The following is a 20605-nucleotide window of genomic DNA, read 5'->3' as shown; positions in this document are numbered from 1 at the left end:
AGAAAAATATCCGGTAGTGTCATATCTAAGACGATTGCAAGTAAGCTTTACATTATAAGCTTACTTGTAGTCGTCTTTAGTACAAATAGTCCGTTTAGCTTGCCGTTCTCATAAGGTGCGCTAATTCTTTTTCTATATCAGCAGCAGATATATCAGACATATCTTCAAACGCTATATTTTGCGCGGCTATCGTTCTTTGCAGGGTTTTCCCTTCAATACAACTGGCTATTGGCAGTAGCGATGCCATTTCGTCGAGCTTTCCGCTGCAGTGTAAAACGATATCGCAGCCTGCGCCAAAAGCTTGCTGCGCGCGCGACGAAACAGTGCCCGATAGTGCATGCATATTGATGTCGTCGGTCATAATAAGGCCGTCAAATCCAATTAAGCCGCGCACAATGGTGTTAATCACGACGGGGCTGACCGTGGCGGGTAGGTCGGGGTCTATTTGCTGGAACACGATGTGCGCGGTCATTGCCATGGCTTCATTATTAAAAGCGTTAAAGGGCATAAAGTCCCATGCTTGCAAGTCATCGATCGAGGCGTTTACTTGCACCAGCGCCAAATGACTGTCGCTGGTGGCGCGTCCATGTCCAGGCATGTGTTTTATGACAGGGGCTACGCCAACGTGCTTTAGGCCATTGACTATTTGCTTGCCTAAGGCGATGACACTTTGCGGATTTTGTCCTAAGGCACGCTCGCTAATAATGCTGCTGGCATTTTTTTGTGGAACATCAAGCATAGGGGCACAGTTTGCATTTATGCCCAGCGCCTTTAGCTCTAAGCCGGTCAGCATGGCGTTTAGCAAGCAGGCACGTTTAGCAAGCTCTGCATCTTGCTGGAACATAGTAGCAAATACCGTAGGGCTTGGGGGAATGCGCCAGTGCGTGTTGGGTAAGCGTGAAACGCGGCCGCCTTCTTGGTCGATAAAAACCATTAGTTGGGTGCGCTGCATCGCTTTTTTGCAGTCTTCTATCAGGGCAGTGACTTGTACAGGACTGCTTATATTTCGCGCAAAAAGGATAATTCCCCATGGCTGTAGTTCGCTAAAAAGAGCACGCTCACTCGCTGTTAACTTAGTGGCACTGCATCCTACAATGACGTTGCTGGGCACTGCATTTACTCCTTTATATTAAATGACTACTATTGCGCTTGAATGCCTGTGCTAGGGCAAACTAATTTTACCAAAGCAAGTTGCGGGAATATTGTCGCTATTAGTAAATACATCACTAGTGCCAAACAAGGTCTGATTGGCCAGTACGGCAAATAAGGCCGCTTCTTTAGCGTCGGGATCAATACCTAGTTCGATAGCCGACTTAACGCTAATATTAGGCAAGCACTGCTGTATATTGTTGCGTAAAACAAGATTATGAACGCCGCCGCCGCTGACATACAAAACCGTTTCTGCGTGATCTTCACCGTGTTTTTGCAAATTCTGTGAGCAAGCTTTGTTTATCGCCTTACTAACGCTTTGTGCGGTAAACATGGTTAAGGTTGCTAGCAAGTCGCAAAAACTTTGTGCCACTATCGGAAAGCTTTTTAGCAAAGAAGTCTGGTTCATTTGTATTGCATCAAGCATAAAATTCAAATGATAACTTTCTTGGCCGGTGGACTTATTCGCGCCTAGGTAAGCATCGTTTAATGAGGCTGCTTGTAAGTTAAATATCGACAGTAAGGTTTCGTCTATTATTCCTTTAGCAGCGAAATCTCCATTCTGATCATACGCATGATTGAAGGTCGGTAGTGACGTGGCATTAGCATCTGATGTTTGTAAATATTGGGCGTGGCGAATGGCCACATCCATTAAGGTGTTGCCGGGGCCGGTGTCAGCGCTTACTACCCCCGAAAAACTATTTTCACAAGGTATATACGTGAAGTTAGCAATGCCACCAATGTTTAATAGAATGCGGTTTTCATGCCTGCTAGCAAATAACAAGAAATCTGCATAGGGCACTAATGGCGCACCTTCGCCACTCGCGGCAATATGTTTTTGCCTGAAATCACTTACGGTCAGTATTTGCGTAATATAAGCAAGGTGACAACCGTCGCCAATTTGAAGTGTTGCTGAAGCCCTAGTCGCCGCGGTGCCATCTGCATTAGGGGGCATTGGCAGTGTCTTGGGCGCATGAAAAACGGTTTGCCCGTGGCTGGCCAGAATATCTACGCTTGCAGGCTCAATATTCCATTGCTTAAGACTCGCTAACACCATAGCTGCGTGCTCTCGGGCAATCCACGCATTTGCTTTTGTGACCTCATGCAGGGGGGCTAATGGGTTGGCAAACAAAGGGCGCACTTTGTTCAGATATTCGTCGCCATAGGGCACGCAGGTAAAGTGCTTAACGCTTAGTTGTGTATGGATGCCATGACCTTTTACTTCGCATAGCGCAATGTCTAAGCCATCAAGTGAAGTGCCACTCATTAAACCCACAATAATGCGCGTTTTACTTTTCAGTGTAGAAAGGGTCGTCAATGCTGCGTTCATGTGCACAATTCCTGTGAGCTTAAGTTCATTTATATGATGTCACAAGTATTGATTCGTTTCTTATAATAAGGCAGCGTAAAGTAGTTATCTGCGGCAAAATAAGTCAAGCGCTTCTCAACGCTTTTTCCTTTGAACATGTCATTAAATACCGCCTGCAATTCAGCGTTTTTAGTAGCTGCATCGCTTATATAGTAGCTGTGTTTGTTTCCCACTTCGTTTGCTTCGCTTACATCAATATATACAACATGCTTGCTGTTCAGGTTTTTCAAATACTGACCAAGGCGGGCTCTTTGTTCTTTGCCTGGTTTGACACGCGAGGCGCTTAGTGCTGCATCGTTTTCGTTTATGACCACATGAATGCGATTGCGAACGTCTATAGTGTCAGCCCAGTTTGCATGATGTTTGTTGTTGGTGTCAGCGGCGACTAAGTTTATATTGTCAAAGACAAGTTGACTCGTGACGTTGTCGCTTGTCATTAGAGAATGCTTGAGTAAATAATTACCCATGCTGTGACAAAGCAAGTTTATTTTGACAGTGCATACTTTACTGACCAGTTCACTATAAAGTGCTGCAGCTGCCATTGGGTTTTTATTACCTTTATACTTGGCTCCTACCTTGTGCTTAATGCTAAGTAGATTGGTTTCACTAAGCAGGGTGTGAAAGTAGTGAATTTTGCCAACAAATCTATTAAATGCGCCAGATGATGCTCTAGCATCTGCTTTATCACTTAGGTATGAAGCTGTGCCAGAAACAGCACCGCCGCCGTTGGCTGGCCACGTAAACGGCACCACAATAACGTCATAAAGGGCCTCTAGTTGCTGTGCTGCGCGCAATACATCTGACACATCGTTGTTGTATCCGTGTACAAAGAAAAGAATCGCTTTATTTTCTTCGCTCGCTTGGGTAAAAAGCTTACAGGCTACTTCTAAGGATCCATGCCATGGCAAACTGGTATCTATAGTTAGGTGGTGATCTTGGGCAAGTTTCTTTACTTGGGCGGGTGTTAATGCATCTTTTATCGCAGACACTTTCCATTTCTTATTTACTTCGTTGACCTCTACAATCCTAAGTTCGTTTGGGCCCTTAGCATTCGGTTTATCGCCAAATACTCTTATGGTAGTGCCGTTTGAAACAGATCTGTTGGTAACTAAGTACATATGCAACTCCCTCTGACATTTGATATGAAGAAAAAAATGCTGATCTTAAAGCATACTCAATTTCAAGCGTAAGGCAAAATTTATCTGTTGTTAGCGCAAGAAGCGGCTAAGAAAGGCTTGCCGCAACAAGCAGATTATTGTAGTAATCCTTTATACACAATATTGGCTTGCTCAAAATTATTACTTTTTTCAAGAATGCAGGCTAATAAGGCCTTGTCGCTTGCGCTACCATCAAGATCTAGGGCTTTGCTTACGGCTTTTTTGGCGAGTGCATAATCACCTGTGTTGTAGGCCAAGTTAGCTAGCACTGAATAAAGCCCGGCTTCGTCAGGACTTTTCTTTATCTCTTGCTCAATAAATGTAATGGCCAGCGTTGGGTTAGGATGGTTAAGCTGTTTGAATAATTTGAAATAGCCTTTATGCTGCTGCTTACTTGCAACAGCCACAAGCTCTTTTTCTGCCTCGGCCGATTGGCCTTGGTCAATCAATAGCTGCAAATAAATAAGCTGATTAGCTTGGTCTTTACGCTCGCTGCGGCTTAGCTGCTGCCAATGCGCTGTTAAGGCGTTGGCTCCATGCTTACTGGCAATAGCGGCAAATTCGCCAGTAGTCCATTGAGTTGCCCAGGTAAAATAGTCATCGCCCAGCAATCTTTTATTCTGTTTTGCTAAGGCTTGAATTTGTGGCCAATCGCTAAGGCCTTTTAATACCTGCAATTTAAGGCTAATAAAAGATTTAGTGTTGCGAATTTTACCCGTAACACTGCTTAGCAGGTTCATGGCTTCTTCGCTTTTATTATTAAGCAAACATATTTCAGCCTGCTTCATTAAGGCAAGTGGTTCAGCTTTGTGGAAGTCCATTGCGCTTATTAAGTCAGCTTGGGCTTGTTGCAGATTGCCGGCTTGGCGTTCAAGCTCGGCGGCAATTAAGTAATTACTGCCTTCAAAATTACCTTTTTTGGTTTTGCGAATAAGGTTTAGTGCCGCTTGCTGTTCATTCATTAACATCGCATTTATGCTTTGATAAAACGCCTGGTTTTGCTGGCGTTTTGACAAACGGCCAATCCATGTGCGTGAACCAGTGGCTAATCCAACGAACTTTTTAATTACCCACAGGCTTAGCCAGAGCGTCAAAACTAGCAGTACCACTGCAATGAAGCCACCGAGTAAGGAAGCCTGAATAATGGTGCCCGCGAAATCGATAATTATGCGGCCTTCAATTGCCGTTAGTGTATAGCCCAAAAACAGTAAACCTAAAAAAATGGCAATACAGACAATAAATCTAATCATAATTGCTTACTCAAGGTATCATCAACAGGCGTTTTGGAATTGTTGTAGAGCCCTTCTATACGTTTTTCAATAATCGCTTTGAGTGAAGCCTGCGAGGAAAGGCTTGATGGATACTGCCTTGAAAAATCGATATTTTGCAGCTCTTGTAGGGCGACTAAAAGTTGACTGACCTGCGTATTATCCACTTGATAGTGTTCTACCAGTAAACTAATACTGCGCTGTATTGCTGAGCGATAAAACGCTACTTGCTCATTTAAGGCAGCGCTCTGCGCTTGGGTTAAGGCAAAATTAAGCTGCTGCTCAATTAGCCACTGCTGACGCTGGGCTAAATATGGCTCAAGCGGCTGGTTCACATAATCAATCGAAATAAGATCGTTTACGATAGACTGCCACGTCTTTTTAAGATTTAAACGCCAGTCGCGTACGTCTTCACTTAGGCTTAAGTCGGTTAAATCAGTATTTTCAGGCAGTTGCAGTGTATCTAAGGGCAGTTTACTTAAGTTCGGTAGCATTGCTTCTAATGCCAAAGCAATAGAGTTGGTTGACACCGCGTTAATTTGGGCTAAGGCTTGAACGTCGGCTGAAATTAAGGCTCTAACAGGAAATAATGACGGGTCGTTCAAATCGTTTAAGCGCGCGTCTGCTTCTCTTAGTAAGGTGATGGCGGTGCGTACGTCATTTTCTAAGTAAAGCTTTCGCCCCGCCATATTCACTAAGTAATTCGCCTCAGCTAATAGCCAGTCAGACGGCCTGCGGCTTGACATTTCATCTAAACGTTTGTTTATCGCGGCGGCGTCACGGTTTACTTGGACTTGTTCTTGTTGCACATTCGTCATTTTTTGAATGAGTTCATTTTGCACATTTGTCATTTTTTGGGTGAGCTGACTTTCTGCATTCAATACATTTTGTGAGCCTGCTTGTTTCACGCTAACTATATTGTTTTCAAGGCTTTGTGCGCTTTGCTTTAGCTGACTCAGATCAGACTCTACGCGACGAGATTGCGCTTTAAAGTCTTGTTTAAGGGCAGCGATGTCGGCTTGTTTGATTGTCTCAGAGCCTAGTATTTGTGTGTAGTACCAGTACGCAGCTGCACAAATCAGTATTAGTATAAGTAAGTTTATACTCGTAAAAAACCACAGTGCACCGGTCTTAGCAGGCGTATCCGTTTTTTTATCAACCGCGGTAGCTGACGGCTTTGTAGTGTCTTTAATTACCGTGGCGTCTTCAATCTCTTTGGGCTTGTCTTTTGGTGATTGGGTTGGTTTAGTCACGTGCAACTCCTGGTGTTCACTAATTGATTGGCGCAGTTTAGCAGGGCCTGATTACTGGCACCTTGGCTAAGCAAAATTTGTTCAATGCCATGTGCACAAGCATATGCTTTTATCCGTTCGCTGGCGACTATCCACACACAAGTTTGCAAGTAAGTGCGGTCTAGGTTGGCCAATAGAAGTTCGGTAATTTCAATACTGGTGGCAATAATACACCTAATTTTACTGGTCTCAAAAGAAAATGCATGAATTGCTGACATATTGGCGATGCGTTCATAAACGTGTAACTCAACAATATTGGCATTTTTTTGGTAAAGCGAATCGGCAATTAAATTTCGCCCGCCTTTGCCTTTTAGTATAACGATATTTGCATTGTTTACCATGCGTAAACACGATGCGTTGAGCACACCCTCCGAGTTTTCAGGTGACGCGGTAAATAATCTGGATTTATCGGCAATATTGGCGATTAATGCGGCGCTGGCACTGCCCACACATACAAAATTAATTTGCTTGAAATTTAGGCGCGTCTCAGCGCTTTGCGTAGCGCGCAGTAGCCACTGCGCCGCATAGCTTGAAGTAACAATAATACAGCTGGGATTTGCCGCATTCAATTGTGCAAGGTAGGCGTGAGTTGTCGCCAGTTTTATGTCAATCAGTCCAAGCGCTTGTGCGTTTAGATTGTGCTGCTGAAAGAAAAGCGCAGTTTGCTTAGCTTTCTGAGCAGGCCTAGCAATCAAAAAAATCATGCGGATATACCTAATTTATAAGGCGTCGAGAATGGCCCTTGCACCTTGAGAAAGTAGCGCATCGGCCAGACTAACGCCGACTTTTTTGGCCGCGGCAATGTCGTCTACTGCACAGTTTATTTTAGCGCTAGTTTTCAGTATTTTTGTGCCATCTGGCGAGGCAACTAATGCGCTCATCGACAGCTCTCCAATGCCCTTTTTATCGCCATAGCTAAATTGTGCAAAGCTGCCTATAGGCACTTGGCAACCGCCCAACAGCTTTGCGTTCATAGCACGTTCTGCGCTAACGCGCAGGGCGGTTTCGCTATGATTGAGTTTTTGCAGCATGGCAATTAGGGCTTCGTCGTCATTTCTACATTCAATGCCAACCGCGCCTTGGCCAACGGCAGGCAAGCACATTAAGGGATCAAGCTCATGTTTAATACGGGCTTTCATATCTAGTCGAATTAAGCCGGCCGCAGCAAGAATAATCGCGTCGTATTCTCCCTTGTCGAGCTTGTGTAAACGGGTATTAACATTGCCGCGTAAATCTTTAATGGTCAGATCAGGTCGAACTGCTTTTAGCTGCGCCTGTCTGCGCAGGCTTGAGGTCCCTACTACAGCACCTTGGGGCAGGTCATCAAAACGCGCAAAGGCGTTTGATACGAACGCATCAAAAGGGTTTTCACGCTCACAAATACAGTGCAGGCCAAATTCATCAGGAAAAGCAACGGGTATATCTTTCATAGAATGCACGGCTAAATCGGCTAAACCGTCTTGCATGGCCACTTCTAATTCTTTGATGAAGAGGCCTTTACCGCCAATTTTCGCCAGTGGTGAATCAAGAATTCTATCGCCTTGGGTCGACATTGGCACCAGCTCTATGGTCAAGTTTGGGAAGTGTTTGAGTAACTGGTCTTGCACATAATGGGCCTGCCACATGGCTAAATCGCTTTTACGCGTGGCAATTCTTATGACCGATTTTGTTGTTTGCATACTTGTTTTTTGCATAGTGCTTATCAGATCCCGTTTGGTTCAAACATGCTTTATTTTGACAACTGTGCCGTTATAAATGTTGCGATGTCCTGCACTTCTTCCATACATACGCTGTGCTGCATGGGGTATTCTTTGAACAGCGCATTATAGCCGTTGTCTTGCAGTGTGCTGTAGGCTATTTTACCTTGGGACATGGGAACCATTTGATCTTGAGAACCATGACAGCACAAAATTGGCGTTTGCTGATTGGCGGCGTGTTTTTCGCTGGCCAGAGAATTTGGTGCACACATATAGGTAGACAAAGCAGCAATACCTGCCAGCGAACTTTCAAAACGCGTACCTAAATGCAGCGCAATTACGCCGCCTTGCGAAAAGCCAATAAGCATAATTTTATGTGCAGGAATGCCGTTTGCTATTTCATTTTGAATAAGTTGCTTAACCTGCTCGCTCGATTCAAGTACGCCTTCTATGTCGGCACGACTGCCCATGTCGGCGCTTTTTATGTCATACCAAGCACGCATTTTCATGCCGTTGTTAATCGTTACCGCGCGCTCTGGAGCATGCGGGAATATGAATTTTACGCCCAAGCTGGGATCAAGCTTAAGCTGCGGCGCGATAGGGGCAAAACCATCGCCTGAATCGCCTAAACCATGCAGCCAGATTATAGTCGATTTGTGCGCAGTGTTAGGGGCAACATCCACGCTGGGTAAAAGTACACGTGAAGAGGTGTTACTAGTCATGCAGATAATTCCTTAAAATTGCGCAGTCTGTCAAGTGTGTCAAGTGCGACAAGTGTGTCAAGCGCTTCTTCAATGCCGATAAACAAATCATCAATAAGTTGATGATAAACGCTTTCTTTCATACAATTTTCACGACCTTAATATTCAAGCCTAAATTATTGAAGGGTAAGGGCGCTACTTTTATGACCAAAATATATGAACAACAGCGTTCATATTGTCCAATTTGCACGTCGCTATGGTAGCATAAGAGACCAACTAACGGACAAACAAAAGCACAGACTTTAGTGCAGATATTTGGATCGATTATTAACAAGCGCCAGTATCCACTTCAAGTGCCCAGCAATTTGGGCTTGGTCTATTTAACAAACAGTAGGGTCTTATGGCAAGTGCTAACGCAAATCTTTTTATAGTAGCTGCGCCGTCGGGGGCAGGAAAGTCGAGCTTAATTAGTGCTCTGCTGCAGCGTGCACAAGAAGGCCATTTACTTAATGCGGCGCAGTTGTCGGTTTCCCACACCACTCGCTTGAAGCGCGAAGGTGAGGTAAACGGTGAACACTATCACTATATAACGGTAGAGCAATTTACGCAGATGGTATTGCAAGAAGCCTTTTACGAGCACGCAAAGGTGTTTGAAAACTACTACGGGACTTCGCGAGTCGCCATTAGTGATAAATTGTCGCAGGGTATTGACGTACTTTTAGACATTGACTGGCAGGGCGCTCGCCAAATTAAAAAGATAAATCCTGAGGTGGTGTCTATTTATATATTGCCTCCTTCAAAAGAAGAGTTATACGTGCGCTTAGTGAGCCGCGGTAGCGACAGCGACAGCGTAATAGACAGCCGCATGCAACAGGCGCAGCAAGAAATGTCACACTACACTGAGTTTGACTATGTCATTGTTAATGACAACTTTACCGATGCTTTAGAGCAGCTCATTACTATCGTCAAGTCTCATAGTTTAGGCTTAGCACAGCAGCAAGTCCGACACAAAGATCTGCTTGCTTCTTTACTTAAGCAGTAATGGTTAAAGCAATCGACTTTTAAAGGCGTGCATTTTACCATCACACGTCATCCGTCACACGCTAAACAGTAAAATCACCTCTTATGGGATAATCGTTTTTCTGGGAAAATTCAATGCCACTTAATAGCTGGTCTATTTCAGGGCGCGTGAAGGGAGCATTTGATTTTTCAACTATTTGTATCTCTCTTTTTGGATTGACTACAAATAGCGCTGGCTCAGGAAATATATGATCTGTCTCTTTGCCCGACAGAGGCTTAGACAAATAAAGCCCCATGTTTTGCATCACGTCAACCGTTAATCCTGCGAATACCGGATACTCTACGTCGCTAATATGGTCTGTGTAAAATGCGTTTAGCTGCTCTATAGAGTCAGCTGAAACTGCAATGATATTAAGATTTATTTTTTTAAATGCATCTAGCTTGTCTTGTAGCATATTTAAATATTTGGCACAGATTGGGCAATGTTTGCCGCGATAAACGAAAATAGCGTACCAATCTGAGTCATTGGTTTGACCAGATATTTCGTTAAGGCGTGGAATAAGGGATGTTTCTTCTGAGTCTTTCGTTTTTACCTGCACATCTGGAAACGTATCACCCGGCTTAAAACTAATCATAATTGTTGATCCTCCTAAATTAATTAAAAACGAGCTAGCAAAAATGTATAACTGAAGGCGTAACTCGTTTGTTCTATCGTATTGCTATCTGTTGTGTTGTCACAACTCTGTCATGCGAATCTGTCACGCGATTCTGTCGTGCGATAATCGTGCCAAAAATAAGCGGTTGAAAAAGAAAGGATAATTTTTATGATTAGTGAGCCTTTTTGAAATTTTTACAGGCCAAGCGGAGCACAATGCAATATTTACAAAAACTTGATTACAACTCAGCGCTTGTTTCTAGTGACACGTGGACTATATTGCGTTGTTTACCGAGAATTGCTGGTAAATAGTACAATAAGCTATATTAAAGTTGAGAAGTACAGTATACTTTCGCACCATTTTTAAAAATTAACGCAAAACGGAGCTCTTAATGGCACGTGTAACAGTAGAAGACGCGGTAGACCAAATTGGTAATCGCTTTGATCTAGTATTAGTGGCCGCTAAACGCGCCCGTCAGCTAGCGATTGAAGGCAAAGAGCCAATGGTAGATCCCATGAACGATAAGCCTACGGTAATCGCTCTGCGTGAAATTGAACAGGGTTTTGTAACAGCCAAAACTGTTGAGCAAACTGAATTACAAGACGAACGCGAGCAAGAAGCGGCTGAGTTTGCCTCTGTTGCAAGTATACTAGCGAACAACTAATTGCGTTTGTCGGGCTGTAAAATAAATACTTTACAGGCTAATAGGAAAATATTAAAAACGCCGACTAAAATCGGCGTTTTTTTGTTGTGCAAAGCACTAAAATAAACGTATTCTATAGCGTATAGACAATTTTTATAACGGTGATGGACTTAGGTGTATTTATTTGAAGGCTTAGAGAAGAAGATTAGTGCGTACTTGTCACAGCAGCAGGTAGATTACGTGCGTGCTTCTTATATTTTAGCCCGCGACGCGCACGAAGGACAAACCCGTTCTAGTGGTGACCCCTACATTACCCATCCTGTAGCGGTAAGCAGTATTTTAGCCGACATGAGGCTTGACCATGAAACGATTATGGCGGCGCTGCTGCACGACGTTATAGAAGATACTGAATATAGTAAAGAAGATTTGAGCTTGGCGTTTGGTGAGACTGTGGCTGAACTAGTGGAAGGCGTCAGTAAGCTCGATAAACTTAAATTTAGCTCAAAACAAGAAGCGCAAGCAGAAAACTTCCGTAAAATGCTGATGGCGATGGTCAAAGACATTCGCGTTATTTTGATTAAGCTGTCAGACCGAACGCACAACATGCGCACGTTAGGCTCGCTAAGACCTGAAAAACGTCGTCGTATTGCGCTAGAAACCCTTGAGATCTATTCACCGCTCGCGCACCGCTTGGGTATTTACGACATCAAGAACGAGCTTGAAGATTTAGGCTTTCAAGCTATGTACCCTATGCGCTACAGAGCGCTCAAAAGTGCAGTTAACCAAGCCCGCGGCAACCGCAAAGAAATTATAGAGCGCACTCAGCAAGATTTAAGCAACAGGTTAAAGAAATACAACATTAACGGCAGAGTGCAGGGCCGTGAAAAACATTTATATTCTATTTATAGCAAAATGCGCAGCAAAGAGCTGTCGTTTAATGAAGTAATGGATATTTATGGCTTTCGTATTATTGTCGATTCCGTCGACAATTGTTATCGCGTGCTGGGCGCAATCCATGGCATTTACAAGCCCATCGAAAACCGATTCAAAGACTACATAGCCATTCCCCGTAGTAACGGCTATCAATCTTTGCATACCTCTTTAAAAGGCCCCCATGGCATTCCGGTTGAAGTGCAAATTCGCACCGAGGAAATGGACCACATGGCCGACAAGGGAATAGCGGCGCACTGGCACTATAAAGAAAACGGCGAGCAAGACAACAATTCTCAGCTGCGTGTAAATCAGTGGATGCAGTCATTAGTTGAACTGCAGCAAAATGCCAGTACGTCGGTTGAATTTATTGAAACGGTAAAGTCCGACTTATTTCCCGACGAGATTTATGTTTTCTCTCCAAAAGGCAAAATTATCGAATTACCCACTGGGGCAACCGCAGTTGACTTTGCTTACGCTGTGCATTCTGGCGTTGGTGATACCTGCGTAGGGGCGCGTGTTGATCACCGCAACTATTCGCTTAGCGCACCGCTTGAAAACGGTCAAAGTGTGGAAATTATTACCTCACCTCGCGCAAAGCCTAACGCAAACTGGCTGAATTTTGTGGTGAGTGCTAAAGCACGCTCTAGCATTCGTCATTTCTTAAAACGTCAGCATGCAGACGACGCTACAAATATGGGTAACCGTTTACTGCGCCACGCATTGGGCATGATTAAGCTAGATGAAATAGCGCAAGCCGATATAGACCGCGTGGTAGAAGAAACAAAATCCACTAGTTTTGAGGAGCTGTTGGCTAATATCGGCATGGGTAACGAAATTAGTGCAATGATAGCGCGCCGTTTAGTGGGCGATAACACCGAAATACCAGGTAAAAAGAGCACCGTTTCTATTCGCGGCACGGAAGGGCTAATGGTGCACTTTTCACGCTGCTGTCACCCCATTCCCGACGACGAAATTGTGGCTATATTAAGCCCCGGAAAGGGGGTTGTTATTCACCAAACGGGCTGTAGCAATATCCGCAAAATTGCCAAAGAAGAGCCTCAGCGTGTATTACCGATGCTATGGGACAGCAATGCGCAAGGAGATTTTAAAGCCTCGGTACGAGTTGAAGCGCTTAATCAGCAAGGCACGCTCGCTTCGCTAACCGCGGCAATAGCCTCGTGCGACTCCTCAATTATTAATATGCAAACTCATGACCGAGAAGACAACCTGCTGGTGGTGGATATAGAAATGACCACGCGCAACCGTATACATTTTGCGAACATTATGCGAAAAATTCGTATTTTGCCTGAACTGCAAAAAGTGTCCCGTCACAGTAAGCCCAAAACTAAAGTTAAAACATCGTAGGCAGGGTGTAAGCTTTGCGCGCTACTTCTTTTCAGTAGCGCTAGCGACGCTTTTAGGCATAGAGCTGCCGCCGGTGACCGCTATGCGCATCGCAGTTTCAACATCTACATTTAAATCGCTTACTTTTGACGGGTCTACATACAACGTATACCCGCCGAGTTGGTAACTCATCGGTAAATAAACCGCTACTTTATCCTCAGTCGGGAAAAGTTTTTTAGCCACTTTATCGTTAGTAATAAAGCCAATTAAACGAACGCCTTCACTTACTTCTACCGTAACCGCTTTTTTGGTGCCAGTATCTTTTTTGATTTGAAATAACTCTACCGCATCTTTTGTGGCGCCAAAAAGCGTTTTGACCACCGGTACGCGCTCAATCAAGCCTTGGCCTGCATTAATCATAATGGTGACGATATAGGCATTCACCATTAGGCCAATAATCGCTAAACTGGCAATAATAGTAATAAGACCCAGGCCCGGAAAGTAGTAATGCTCGGGTAAATAAGGTGAAAGTAAACTTTTTGTGCTGGTGGCTACCCATATTATTAAGTAAAAAGTAATGGCGAAAGGCAGCACTGTAAAGAGACCTTTTAGCGTCAACAAAACAAATTTGTTAAACATTGTGTAGTGTATCCTTTAGTGAAATAAGTGTAGTAATGGCAAGCCCAGTACTTTAGCGCAAAAATGCGCAGTATAACCACTTTTTATTGTGGGGCGCTAAAGCGCGTTTACAGAAATAATATTAAGCTTATTGGCTATTTTGTTATAAACTTAGCCACTGATTAAAAACCACTTATGAAAGCCGAGAAAATATGTCTAAATCAGTAATTCAAACCAACAATGCTCCCGCCGCTATTGGCACTTACAGTCAAGCGGTTAAAGCCGGTAATACGGTTTATCTGTCGGGGCAAATCCCCCTCGTTCCTAGCACTATGGAGATGGTCTCAGAAGACTTTGAAGCACAAGCGGTACAGGTGTTTGAAAATATGCAGGCGGTTATTGAGGCAGCCGGCGGCACTATGTCTCATTTAGTAAAAGTGAATATATTCTTAATCGACTTAGGTCAGTTTGCCAAAGTGAATGAAGTAATGGCCCGTTACTTTGAAGAACCCTACCCAGCGCGCGCAGCGGTGCAGGTGAGCGCGCTACCAAAAGGCTCTCAAATAGAGATTGATGCGGTAATGGTATTGCCTGAGTAAATGTCGCATTCTCAGTCTATGACACCGGTACGTTATCATAAAATACGTACCTTATTATCAAAAAGACAGCCTGACCTAACCCTTCTTCTAGAAGAAGTGCACAAACCACACAACGTGTCTGCCATTATTCGCTCGGCAGATGCGGTAGGCGTGCATAGACTGCACGCGGTATGGGAAAATAACAGGCCTCTGCTAAGAAGCACTGCCATGGGCAGCCAAGTCTGGGTAGACATGCAGCGCCATTCAAGTGCCGAAGATGCTATTACATATTTTAAGTCACAAAATATGCAGGTGCTGGTAACGCATTTAGACCAAAACGCGGTTGATTTTAGGAAAATAGATTTCACCAAACCAACGGCCATTGTCTTGGGCCAAGAAAAAACCGGTGCAACTAGCGAAGCCATAGCTATGTGTGACTACTCTATTGCTATTCCCATGTTGGGCATGGTGCAGTCGTTGAATGTGTCGGTGGCGGCGGCCTTAATATTATATGAAGCTCAGCGTCAGCGAGACAATGCGGGTATGTACGAGCATAACCGGCTTAGCGAGGAGCAAGCTCAGCTAGTTCTGTTTGAAGGCGGGTTTCCGGTGTTGTATGCGCAGTGCGTAAAAAGGAATTTACCTTTCCCTTTTATTAATGGCAATGGTGAAATTGAGGCAAGCGAGCAGTGGTGGCAGGCGCTACAGTTTTCACAAAAGTAATAGGAACCGGCGTTTAGCTTAGCTAAATCTACGCATGTCGGGCATTATCACTAGCAGCAGCGTAGCAATTGGGCCTAGCAGTAAGGAAATAAAAAACCACAATAAACCTCCACGTCCTTTACCTTGTGCTAGTCCTGAGTTGATAAGCGCAAGTGTACCCCAGCCCACGAAGTAAGAACCACCTGTTATGACCATATTAGACATTAATAATTTCCTTTCATGCTGCAAGCGTTGAGATAGTGGGTCGGTAATAAATCGGCACATAGTAATCGTTTTATTATAGGCTCCTACTGTATGCTGTCAATACACTGGTAGTGGCGTTACTATTATTGACACTATTTAAAACTCCAACAGTGCTAATTAATAAACGGCCAATAAATATATGAAAAATAAAGTTTCTCCCGAAGTTGAAGACAAGGCGATTAAACTCGCAAAAGGCACGCAAAAAGCTGGGCAGACTAAAGTCCAAACTAAGTTGATTGCGCAAGGGATTGAAAAAGGCATTGGTGAATATAAGAAACAGCAGGGTAGAAAACTACGCGAGATAGACAAAAAGCGTAAACAAGAAATGAAACGCCGAGAAAGCGAACAAGAAAATCTTGAAAGTCGCGAAGAGTCTCCCAAGAATAATTATTTGAAATTTATACCATGGGCTTTACTGGCGCTAAGTTGGCTAGGTTTTGCTGTTTATATTGCCTTATAAGGCAGCTTAATGTGCGTTTATCACGATAGAAATAAGCGCATCCTTATTTTTTAAAGCGCCTTTTCCACGGGTTTTAAGTGTACCGGATTCACTGTTTGTTTCCCTTATTTGCGCATATATGCTGCCGGCTTCGTCGTTACCCGCTACCCACGCGATTGTTTGAAAGCCATGTGGCGCGGCGAAGGCATTTATATCGGCAGTATCGTCAAACGCCATTGATAACAACAGTAAATCACCCGCGTTGGCGTTTACTGATGGGAACACACTGTCGTTGCTATCGTCGCTAGCCTCAGTGGCAATAGAGCCTATTGGATCTGTATTGTTGGCGCCCCGCACCGACACTAAAACAGCCCATGCCGGTTTACTACCCTTTAAATCAAAGTTGAACTGGGTATCGTTTTCATCAAACGTTTTATAGAATACGACGGTGGCTAAATCTTCACCCTTTTTGCTGCCGTTGTTGTCGGTGTCAACACAGTAATCATCGTGTAAGGTTTCACAGTCTTGTACCTGTCGGCAATGCTGTTGGCTGTTGTTACTTTTGAGGCATGAGGCGGCAAGGTCCCATCCGTTTATACGGTGGGGCAGTGGATTGTCAGTTCGGCTCAAAAAAAGTAACAGTAAATCGCCGTTTTTTGCTTTTTTTGGGGTGTTTATCGCAAATTTACCCTTATCGCTATAAATCGTCTTGCTGCATATTTGTGAGATGCTGGTGGTTTTATCTGTGTAGTCAGTGCAAGACTCGAATGCTTCGTAGCCTCGTACTGACTCACTTTGGGGCAAGTACAAATCACCCTGTTTTTGAATAGATCCTGTGTGGGCTCGCGTCAGTTTATTGAAATGTTGCCACTGCGCCGCTTCATAAACAGGCATGTTACTATTGTGCAAGTTATGGTTAGCTTTACACGCAGTTAATGCACATCCAATAGCGCATAGCCTTAGAATGTTACGCAAATTCATTTTTTTCCTTAGCCCTCAAACATTATTATTTGCAACATTAGACCATAGTACAGTTGCGACTTTCGCACCAAATCTATATTTTGCTGTACAGATGTTAAATAATTGAGACTAAATTGCAAATTATCCGTATAGATATATGATTTATTTACAAAATTCTTAAGCGCTAAGCACACACTAGCACTCCTTACATCTATATTTTCACGAATATCAATTAATAATAAAAGGGTTCCACCATGCTATCACCTAAAAAAACGTGTATCGCAATGTCTTTATTGCTTGGTTTGCCTGCTCTGCCTGTCATTGCACAACAAACAGGCGCTGAGCAAGAAGTCGAAAACATTTCAGTTATAGGTAGCCGCGTCGCAGGCCGCTCAATTGAAGATTTACCGGTGCCGGTTGATATTTTATCGGCAGAAGCGCTCTCTAACACAGGGCAAACTGAAGTTGGCCGCATGCTTCAGGCCATTGCTCCTTCGTTCAACTTTTCATCTTCATCTATTAGTGATGGAACCGACGCCTTAAGGCCTGCTACACTGCGTGGCTTAGGCCCCGATCAAACCCTGGTATTAATTAACGGTAAACGCCGTCATCAAGCCTCACTTATTCACATAAACACCTCGGTAGGCCGCGGTACCGCGGGTACCGACATGAACGCTATCCCAGCATCAGCAATTAAGCGCATTGAAGTGCTGCGCGATGGCGCCGCCGCGCAGTATGGCTCTGACGCCATTGCCGGTGTTATTAATATTGTGCTTAAAGACAACAGCGAAGGCGGCAGTGCCGATATTTCCTACGGCGAATTTTCTGAAGGCGATGGCGAAACCACCAACGTCAACTTCTCCAAAGGCTTTGCCCTTGGCGACGACGGTTTTATAAACGCGACCCTCAACTTTAGAGATCGTGGTTTCACTAATAGAGCAGGCCTGCATGGCTCTTGCCAGTTTAGAGGCTGTACTACCCTTGATAACGGTAATGTATTAGCGGGCGATCCTAGAGAGCTTACCGCGCAGCGTCAAACCTTTAGAATCGGTGACGCTGAATCTGAACAGTTTGCACTCACATTAAACAGCGCCTATGCCCTAGGTGAAGGTGAGCTTTATGGTTTCTTGACTTACTCTTCACGCGACAACGAATCGGCCGCTTTTTTCCGTCATAACGCAAACGGTGGCGGGAATGCGCAGCTACAAGATGGCGATGCGACTATTCCACTAGGCTTTTTACCTAAAATAAATTCACAAATAAATGATTTCTCGTTTAACTTAGGCTACGAAATTGCGTTTACCAACGACACTACGTTAGACATTTCGTACACTTACGGCGAAAACACTATTGACTACCGCACGAGCGATTCTATCAACTCGTCGTTCGCCAATGAGCTGCGCTATGAACGTGGCCTGTCAGCGGCTGAAATACGCAACACTATCCCGCGTGAGGCCGATGCATATGGTCTTGAGTTAAGCCTTGAAACTATCAACTTAGACTTTACCCAATCCTACGACAATCTGCAGCTAGCCTTTGGTGCCGAAATCCGTACAGATGAATATCGCGTCACTCCCGGTGAAAAGTATTCTTATTTCGACTACGATACGATCGACGGAGTGAATATATTTAACGGCTTGAGCGGCGGCGTGGGCAGCGAAAACGCATCTGCTGCCATTCAAGGCTTCAATGGTATTGGTCCAGATTCGGCGGTAGATGAAAGCCGTGACGTGCTGTCGTTTTATATAGACGCAGAATATTCAGTGACCGAAGATTTAATTGCCAGCGCCGCTATGCGTTACGATGACTATGACGGTTTTGGTGACACCACTAACTTTAAAGTGGCGGCAAATTATCATGTAAATGAGGATTTCAATTTAAGAGGTGCCATCAGCACAGGTTTTAGAGCACCTTCTATGCAGCAGTTGTTTTTTAACAACGTCGGCACGCAGTTTGTTGTAAACGACGCAGGTGTGCTGGTTCCCCAACAGGTTGGTACATTTAGAAACGACTCTACTTTAGCCCAAGCCATTGGTATTCCAGAGCTTAGTGAAGAAAAATCAACCAACTGGAGCGTAGGCGCTGTTTTCACTTTACTCGATGAAGTAAACATAACAGTTGATTACTACTCTATTGATATAGAAGACCGCATTGTGGTGAGTAACCGTCTTGGAAGTGGTCTTTCTAACACCCTCGATGCAGCGCTAGTGGCGTCTGGAGCGGGTGCTGGCCAGTTCTTCTTAAACGGAGCCGATACTGAAACCAGAGGCGTAGACATAGTCGCCACGTGGAATACTGACCTAGCCGGCGGATCCTTAGACTTAACCCTAGCGGGTAACTTTACCGAAACCGACGTGGTTGACTTATTTACCCCAGTAGGCAGTGGTTTAGAAACCTTAAGCACGGATGACGTATTCTCTAAGCAAGATATATCCATTATTGAGTCGTGGCAGCCACAAGATCGCATCAGCCTGTCTGGGCTATATGTGATTGACGATTTTAATGTGAACCTTGCCTTCAATCGCTACGGTGAATACACCATTACCGATGGTGGCACTCAAACCTATGGTGCTGAAATACTCACCGACCTTCGCGTGAAATACACCATTAACGACAGCATATCGGTAAATATAGGCGCAAATAACCTGTTTGATGTAACACCCGACAAAAATCAGATTGGTAATTCACGCACCGGCACAATTGAAGATGCTAACGGCAACATTGTTGTCAGCAGCCCAGGTGTATTTGAATACTCACGACGCTCAGCCCCGTTTGGGTTTAACGGCGCATTTTATTACGTAGGGCTTGAATATAAGTTTTAATTAGCGCAGCACTCAGTAAGTACTCAGTAAGTCATAAGGGCTTTGTTTTTTGCAAAGCCCTTATACGTTTTCAATGCTAGTAGTTGTATTGAGCAAAGCTAAGCCGCATTTCATGACGCTATTCTTTGAATGAATCATTTGAGGTTTTAAGGCCAAAGCCTTTACCAAACATTAATAAACTACTTTTGCTTTGCTTACGTAAACAAAAATACACCCGTTCTCATTATATTTATAAGGCCCAGTATATAGATGAATTTAGGCAAGGGCATAAAGCCGCTTATTAACTGGCTTGCCAAACGCAGAAACAACCAACAAATTACGTCTGAACAAGAAATTAAAACCTCTATCTGGCGAGACACAGGCCAAGTATATTACTTATTAAACACCCTTAAGCTGTCTTACGAAAGTGAATATGGGCCAGTTACCTTTGAAAGTTTAAACGTATCGTCTTTAGCCGCTTTGTTAAGCGAACTCAACGATACTCAACATCCCCACCTAAAACAAAAAGTGACAGCCGGGCAAACCTTTGCCTATAGCGTTAGTCTATGTGGCGTAACATGGGAAGAGAGCGAAAACAGTACGCGCGTAAAAGCCATAAGCGAAGCGGCAATGCTGCGCTCAACCCAGAGTGATTTTGTGCATTCTCAAGCGGTGTTTAAGCACGAATCTTTTCTAGAACACAACGATATTTTAAACGCACCGACCAGCGCTCATAGCGGCGGCGTTTTTACCTACCCAAATATATCTATTGAACAATTTGTTGATCAGCTAGCGCATACCAATGCGAGTATTTCACACAAGCTGAGGCGGCGTATAAACGTGCAGCCTGAAAACTTCAAACGTCTGTTTACAGAGCAGGAGCAAAGCGAGGTAAATGCGCTTCTGCAGATAGAGGCTAATGCTAAATAGTCTTTTCTTTTTTTTGCGTTTTAGCGCTTACTGAAAATAGCCACTACTTATCAACGCTATTGTATATGGTAGGTGCATCGTTTA

Annotated in this window: 21 protein-coding genes; 8 read left to right on the top strand and 13 right to left on the bottom strand. The window is 44.1% G+C overall.

Annotated features, from left to right (window positions below; genetic code table 11):
• Window positions 1-94: 94 nt before the first annotated feature.
• The 9 genes from nagZ to BAE46_RS15080 all read right to left on the bottom strand — a co-directional run bounded on the left by nagZ (window position 95) and on the right by BAE46_RS15080 (window position 8776).
• Window positions 95-1111 (bottom strand): beta-N-acetylhexosaminidase, encoded by a 1017-nt coding sequence (gene nagZ, locus BAE46_RS04125; protein WP_006002421.1) that lies wholly within the window; start codon window positions 1109-1111, stop codon window positions 95-97.
• Between the two features lie 51 nt (window positions 1112-1162).
• The gene (locus BAE46_RS04120) at window positions 1163-2479 is read right to left on the bottom strand and encodes an anhydro-N-acetylmuramic acid kinase (RefSeq protein WP_006002419.1); all 1317 of its coding nucleotides are present in this window, start codon (window positions 2477-2479) and stop codon (window positions 1163-1165) included.
• 29 nt (window positions 2480-2508) lie between these two features.
• Window positions 2509-3636: an alpha/beta hydrolase gene (locus tag BAE46_RS04115; RefSeq protein WP_070111809.1), complete on the bottom strand. Its 1128-nt coding sequence runs from the start codon at window positions 3634-3636 to the stop codon at window positions 2509-2511.
• A gap of 134 nt (window positions 3637-3770) precedes the next feature.
• The gene (locus BAE46_RS04110; protein WP_070111808.1) at window positions 3771-4925 is read right to left on the bottom strand and encodes a heme biosynthesis protein HemY; all 1155 of its coding nucleotides are present in this window, start codon (window positions 4923-4925) and stop codon (window positions 3771-3773) included.
• Window positions 4922-6196 (bottom strand): uroporphyrinogen-III C-methyltransferase, encoded by a 1275-nt coding sequence (locus BAE46_RS04105; RefSeq protein ID WP_006002415.1) that lies wholly within the window; start codon window positions 6194-6196, stop codon window positions 4922-4924. The genes BAE46_RS04110 and BAE46_RS04105 overlap by 4 nt, the downstream gene beginning before the upstream one ends.
• The gene (locus BAE46_RS04100; protein ID WP_006002413.1) at window positions 6193-6939 is read right to left on the bottom strand and encodes a uroporphyrinogen-III synthase; all 747 of its coding nucleotides are present in this window, start codon (window positions 6937-6939) and stop codon (window positions 6193-6195) included. The genes BAE46_RS04105 and BAE46_RS04100 overlap by 4 nt, the downstream gene beginning before the upstream one ends.
• A gap of 15 nt (window positions 6940-6954) precedes the next feature.
• Entirely contained in the window at window positions 6955-7929 is a 975-nt protein-coding gene (gene hemC, locus BAE46_RS04095; RefSeq protein WP_006002410.1) for a hydroxymethylbilane synthase, read from the bottom strand.
• Between the two features lie 35 nt (window positions 7930-7964).
• Window positions 7965-8654, bottom strand: a complete 690-nt coding sequence (locus tag BAE46_RS04090) for an alpha/beta hydrolase (protein ID WP_006002408.1) — start codon at window positions 8652-8654, stop codon at window positions 7965-7967.
• Window positions 8651-8776: a frataxin family protein gene (locus tag BAE46_RS15080; RefSeq protein WP_006002406.1), complete on the bottom strand. Its 126-nt coding sequence runs from the start codon at window positions 8774-8776 to the stop codon at window positions 8651-8653. Before BAE46_RS15080 ends, BAE46_RS04090 begins: the two co-directional genes overlap by 4 nt.
• A gap of 257 nt (window positions 8777-9033) precedes the next feature.
• Between BAE46_RS15080 and gmk the strand changes: the two genes are divergently transcribed.
• The gene (gmk, locus tag BAE46_RS04085) at window positions 9034-9675 is read left to right on the top strand and encodes a guanylate kinase (protein ID WP_006002405.1); all 642 of its coding nucleotides are present in this window, start codon (window positions 9034-9036) and stop codon (window positions 9673-9675) included.
• 61 nt (window positions 9676-9736) lie between these two features.
• Here the strand turns inward: gmk and BAE46_RS04080 are convergent, their stop codons facing one another.
• On the bottom strand, window positions 9737-10288 hold the full coding sequence (locus BAE46_RS04080) for a peroxiredoxin family protein (RefSeq protein WP_006002404.1): 552 nt from the start codon (window positions 10286-10288) through the stop codon (window positions 9737-9739).
• Window positions 10289-10700: 412 nt separating this feature from the next.
• On the opposite strand from BAE46_RS04080, the gene rpoZ reads away from it, so the two are divergent.
• Together rpoZ and spoT are read left to right on the top strand one after the other, a co-directional pair.
• A complete protein-coding gene (rpoZ, locus tag BAE46_RS04075) occupies window positions 10701-10973 on the top strand; it encodes a DNA-directed RNA polymerase subunit omega (protein ID WP_006002402.1) in 273 nt (90 codons plus the stop codon).
• Window positions 10974-11126: 153 nt separating this feature from the next.
• Window positions 11127-13250: a bifunctional GTP diphosphokinase/guanosine-3',5'-bis pyrophosphate 3'-pyrophosphohydrolase gene (gene spoT / locus BAE46_RS04070; protein ID WP_006002401.1), complete on the top strand. Its 2124-nt coding sequence runs from the start codon at window positions 11127-11129 to the stop codon at window positions 13248-13250.
• Between the two features lie 21 nt (window positions 13251-13271).
• On the opposite strand, the gene BAE46_RS04065 is transcribed toward spoT, so the two are convergent.
• Window positions 13272-13868, bottom strand: coding sequence for a DUF502 domain-containing protein (locus tag BAE46_RS04065; RefSeq protein ID WP_070111806.1), 597 nt, complete (start codon window positions 13866-13868; stop codon window positions 13272-13274).
• A 191-nt stretch (window positions 13869-14059) separates the two neighbouring features.
• Between BAE46_RS04065 and BAE46_RS04060 the strand changes: the two genes are divergently transcribed.
• Window positions 14060-14446, top strand: coding sequence for a RidA family protein (locus BAE46_RS04060; RefSeq protein WP_006002399.1), 387 nt, complete (start codon window positions 14060-14062; stop codon window positions 14444-14446).
• 18 nt (window positions 14447-14464) lie between these two features.
• On the top strand, window positions 14465-15148 hold the full coding sequence (trmH, locus tag BAE46_RS04055) for a tRNA (guanosine(18)-2'-O)-methyltransferase TrmH (RefSeq protein ID WP_040519914.1): 684 nt from the start codon (window positions 14465-14467) through the stop codon (window positions 15146-15148).
• An 18-nt stretch (window positions 15149-15166) separates the two neighbouring features.
• Here trmH and BAE46_RS04050 read toward each other — a convergent pair whose 3' ends face one another.
• Complete coding sequence (locus BAE46_RS04050) at window positions 15167-15352, bottom strand: hypothetical protein (RefSeq protein ID WP_006002397.1); 186 nt, start codon at window positions 15350-15352, stop codon at window positions 15167-15169.
• A 178-nt stretch (window positions 15353-15530) separates the two neighbouring features.
• Here BAE46_RS04050 and BAE46_RS04045 point away from each other — a divergent pair, with 178 nt between their 5' ends.
• A complete protein-coding gene (locus BAE46_RS04045) occupies window positions 15531-15851 on the top strand; it encodes a DUF2956 domain-containing protein (protein ID WP_006002396.1) in 321 nt (106 codons plus the stop codon).
• A gap of 6 nt (window positions 15852-15857) precedes the next feature.
• Here the strand turns inward: BAE46_RS04045 and BAE46_RS04040 are convergent, their stop codons facing one another.
• Window positions 15858-16811: a hypothetical protein gene (locus BAE46_RS04040; RefSeq protein ID WP_006002395.1), complete on the bottom strand. Its 954-nt coding sequence runs from the start codon at window positions 16809-16811 to the stop codon at window positions 15858-15860.
• A gap of 233 nt (window positions 16812-17044) precedes the next feature.
• Between BAE46_RS04040 and BAE46_RS04035 the strand changes: the two genes are divergently transcribed.
• Entirely contained in the window at window positions 17045-19612 is a 2568-nt protein-coding gene (locus tag BAE46_RS04035) for a TonB-dependent receptor plug domain-containing protein (RefSeq protein ID WP_006002391.1), read from the top strand.
• A gap of 249 nt (window positions 19613-19861) precedes the next feature.
• A complete protein-coding gene (locus tag BAE46_RS04030; RefSeq protein ID WP_006002389.1) occupies window positions 19862-20521 on the top strand; it encodes a hypothetical protein in 660 nt (219 codons plus the stop codon).
• Window positions 20522-20605 lie beyond the last annotated feature (84 nt).

This window comes from Glaciecola punicea, assembly GCF_001756615.1.
Classification (GTDB): Bacteria; Pseudomonadota; Gammaproteobacteria; order Enterobacterales; family Alteromonadaceae; genus Glaciecola; species Glaciecola punicea.
Note: the sequence above shows the minus strand (reverse complement) of the source record. Positions and strands in the feature narration are given on the sequence as shown.

What these genes read in the sequence shown, in the direction of transcription:
- BAE46_RS04040 (WP_006002395.1), bottom strand. Translation starts at nt 16,811, where the DNA reads ATGAATTTGCGTAACATTCTAAGGCTATGCGCTATTGGATGTGCATTA.
- gmk (WP_006002405.1), top strand. Translation starts at nt 9,034, where the DNA reads ATGGCAAGTGCTAACGCAAATCTTTTTATAGTAGCTGCGCCGTCGGGG.
- BAE46_RS04110 (WP_070111808.1), bottom strand. Translation starts at nt 4,925, where the DNA reads ATGATTAGATTTATTGTCTGTATTGCCATTTTTTTAGGTTTACTGTTT.
- BAE46_RS04115 (WP_070111809.1), bottom strand. Translation starts at nt 3,636, where the DNA reads ATGTACTTAGTTACCAACAGATCTGTTTCAAACGGCACTACCATAAGA.
- BAE46_RS04120 (WP_006002419.1), bottom strand. Translation starts at nt 2,479, where the DNA reads ATGAACGCAGCATTGACGACCCTTTCTACACTGAAAAGTAAAACGCGC.
- BAE46_RS04030 (WP_006002389.1), top strand. Translation starts at nt 19,862, where the DNA reads ATGAATTTAGGCAAGGGCATAAAGCCGCTTATTAACTGGCTTGCCAAA.
- BAE46_RS15080 (WP_006002406.1), bottom strand. Translation starts at nt 8,776, where the DNA reads ATGAAAGAAAGCGTTTATCATCAACTTATTGATGATTTGTTTATCGGC.
- BAE46_RS04100 (WP_006002413.1), bottom strand. Translation starts at nt 6,939, where the DNA reads ATGATTTTTTTGATTGCTAGGCCTGCTCAGAAAGCTAAGCAAACTGCG.
- BAE46_RS04065 (WP_070111806.1), bottom strand. Translation starts at nt 13,868, where the DNA reads ATGTTTAACAAATTTGTTTTGTTGACGCTAAAAGGTCTCTTTACAGTG.
- BAE46_RS04050 (WP_006002397.1), bottom strand. Translation starts at nt 15,352, where the DNA reads ATGTCTAATATGGTCATAACAGGTGGTTCTTACTTCGTGGGCTGGGGT.
- BAE46_RS04060 (WP_006002399.1), top strand. Translation starts at nt 14,060, where the DNA reads ATGTCTAAATCAGTAATTCAAACCAACAATGCTCCCGCCGCTATTGGC.
- BAE46_RS04045 (WP_006002396.1), top strand. Translation starts at nt 15,531, where the DNA reads ATGAAAAATAAAGTTTCTCCCGAAGTTGAAGACAAGGCGATTAAACTC.
- rpoZ (WP_006002402.1), top strand. Translation starts at nt 10,701, where the DNA reads ATGGCACGTGTAACAGTAGAAGACGCGGTAGACCAAATTGGTAATCGC.
- trmH (WP_040519914.1), top strand. Translation starts at nt 14,465, where the DNA reads ATGACACCGGTACGTTATCATAAAATACGTACCTTATTATCAAAAAGA.
- hemC (WP_006002410.1), bottom strand. Translation starts at nt 7,929, where the DNA reads ATGCAAAAAACAAGTATGCAAACAACAAAATCGGTCATAAGAATTGCC.
- BAE46_RS04090 (WP_006002408.1), bottom strand. Translation starts at nt 8,654, where the DNA reads ATGACTAGTAACACCTCTTCACGTGTACTTTTACCCAGCGTGGATGTT.
- BAE46_RS04080 (WP_006002404.1), bottom strand. Translation starts at nt 10,288, where the DNA reads ATGATTAGTTTTAAGCCGGGTGATACGTTTCCAGATGTGCAGGTAAAA.
- BAE46_RS04035 (WP_006002391.1), top strand. Translation starts at nt 17,045, where the DNA reads ATGCTATCACCTAAAAAAACGTGTATCGCAATGTCTTTATTGCTTGGT.